Origin of the sequence: Mesorhizobium sp. M4B.F.Ca.ET.017.02.2.1 (assembly GCF_003998955.1) — a bacterium.
Classification (GTDB): Bacteria; Pseudomonadota; Alphaproteobacteria; order Rhizobiales; family Rhizobiaceae; genus Mesorhizobium; species Mesorhizobium abyssinicae.
This window is the reverse complement of record NZ_RZOF01000549.1, coordinates 1-2,398: the sequence shown is the minus strand read 5'-3', so window position 1 is coordinate 2,398 and position 2,398 is coordinate 1. Positions and strand designations below refer to the sequence as shown.

2 protein-coding genes are annotated in these 2,398 nt (G+C 63.6%); both read left to right on the top strand.

Features of this window, described 5'->3' with window-relative positions:
* On the top strand, positions 1 to 1,644 hold a 1,644-nt coding region (gene gcl / locus EN738_RS33590), incomplete at its 5' end, for a glyoxylate carboligase (protein ID WP_127287291.1).
* A gap of 26 nt (positions 1,645 to 1,670) precedes the next feature.
* Positions 1,671 to 2,398, top strand: a 728-nt coding sequence (hyi, locus tag EN738_RS33585; protein WP_127287290.1) for a hydroxypyruvate isomerase, incomplete at its 3' end; no start/stop codon positions are given.

Sequence of the window (2,398 nt, the reverse complement as noted above, 5' to 3'; positions counted from 1 at the left end):
CTCGCGCGCCATGTCGAAGGTGCCTCGCATATGGCCGAAGGCTATACGCGGGCCAAGGCCGGCAATATCGGCCTCTGCATCGGTACCTCCGGCCCCGCCGGCACCGACATGATCACCGGGCTCTATTCGGCGGCGGCCGATTCCATTCCGATCCTGTGCATAACGGGCCAAGCTCCCCGCGCGCGCCTCAACAAGGAGGATTTCCAGGCCGTCGACATCGCCGCGATCGCCTCGCCGGTCGCCAAATGGGCGGTCACCGTCATGGAACCCTATCTGGTGCCGATGGCGCTGCAGAAGGCCTTTCATCTGATGCGCTCGTCGCGGCCGGGTCCGGTCCTCATCGACCTGCCGGTCGATGTGCAGATGGCCGAGATCGAATTCGACATCGACGCCTACGAGCCGCTCGCCTCCTTCAAGCCGGCGATGACGCGCGGCCAGGCCGAAAAGGCGCTGACGATGCTCAATCAGGCGGAAAAGCCACTGATCGTCGCCGGCGGCGGCATCATCAATGCCGACGCGTCGGACCTGCTGATCGAGTTCGCCGAGGTCACCGGCGTGCCGGTCATTCCGACGCTGATGGGCTGGGGCACGATCCCTGACGACCATCAGCTGATGGCCGGCATGTGCGGCCTGCAGACCTCGCATCGCTACGGCAATGCGACGATGCTGGAAGCCGACTTCGCCTTTGGCATCGGCAATCGCTGGGCCAACCGCCACACCGGCTCGGTCGACGTCTACACCAAGGGGAAGAAATTCATCCATGTCGATATCGAGCCTACCCAGATCGGCCGCGTCTTCGCGCCTGACCTCGGCGTCGTCTCGGATGCCGGTGCGGCGCTGAAGATGCTGCTCGACGTCGCCACCGAATGGCGGACGGCGGGCAAGCTGCGCGACTGGTCGGGCTGGGCGAAGGAATGCCAGCAGCGCAAGAAGACGATGAAGCGCAAGACGCATTTCGAGCAGGTGCCGCTGAAGCCGCAGCGCGTCTATGAGGAGATGAACAAGGCCTTTGGCCGCGACACCACCTATGTCACCACGATCGGCCTGTCGCAGATCGCCGGCGCGCAGTTCCTGCATGTCTACAAGCCGCGCAACTGGATCAATTGCGGCCAGGCCGGCCCGCTCGGATGGACGCTGCCGGCCGCCCTCGGCGTGCGAGCGGCCGATCCGGACCGCGATATCGTCGCGCTCTCCGGCGACTACGATTTTCAGTTCATGATCGAGGAACTGGCGGTCGGGGCGCAGCACAAATTGCCCTATATCCACGTCGTCGTGAACAATGCCTATCTCGGCCTGATCCGCCAGGCGCAGCGCGGCTTCTCGATGGACTACGAGGTCAGCCTTGCCTTCGAGAACGTCAACCGGGCGAACGATCCCGAAGCGGGCTACGGCGTCGACCATGTCGCGGTCGCAGAGGCGATGGGCTGCAAGGCGGTCAGGGTGCGTAAGCCGGAAGAGTTCGCCGGCGCCTTCAAGCAGGCGCAGCGGCTGATGAAGGAGCACCAGGTTCCGGTCGTGCTCGAATTCATCCTCGAGCGCGTCACCAACATTTCCATGGGCACGGAAATCGACAAGATCACCGAGTTCGAGGAATTGGCCGAACGCAATGAGGATGCGCCGACGGCCATCATGATGTTGGATTGAGCCCGGCGGGGAGAAGGAGAAAAAGAATGCCGCGTTTTTCAGCCAATCTGTCGATGCTCTTTGGCGAGCACGAGTTCCTCGACCGCTTCGATGCCGCCGCCCGCGCCGGCTTCAAGGGCGTCGAATATATCGGCCCTTACGATCATGCGCCGGACGTCGTCGCCGCGCGCCTGAAGAAGAACGGGCTGACGCAGGTTCTGTTCAACTTGCCGCCGGGCGACTGGGCAAAGGGCGAGCGCGGCATTGCCGTGCTTCCCGATCGGGTACCGGAATTCCGGCAAGGGGTGGCCAAGGCCATCACCTATGCGCATGCGCTCGGCTGCGAGCAGATCAACTGCCTTGCCGGCATCGCACCGCAGGGAGCCGACCGCGCGGTGCTGGAGAACGTCTTTGCCGAGAATCTGGCTTTCGCGGCCGAGAAGCTGGAGCAGGCCGGCATCCGGCTTTTGATCGAGCCGATCAACACCCGGGACATTCCCGGCTTCTTCCTGAACTATTCGGACCAGGCGCTGGCGCTGATCGACCGCATAGGCTCGAAGAACCTGTTCCTGCAATACGACATCTACCACATGCAGATCATGGAGGGGGATCTCGCCCGTACCATCGAGGCGAACCTCGGCCGCATCGCGCATATCCAGCTTGCGGACAATCCCGGCCGTCACGAGCCGGGGACGGGCGAGATCAACTATCCCTTCCTCTACGAGCACATCGACCGGCTCGGCTATGCCGGCTGGGTGGGGGCTGAGTACAAGCC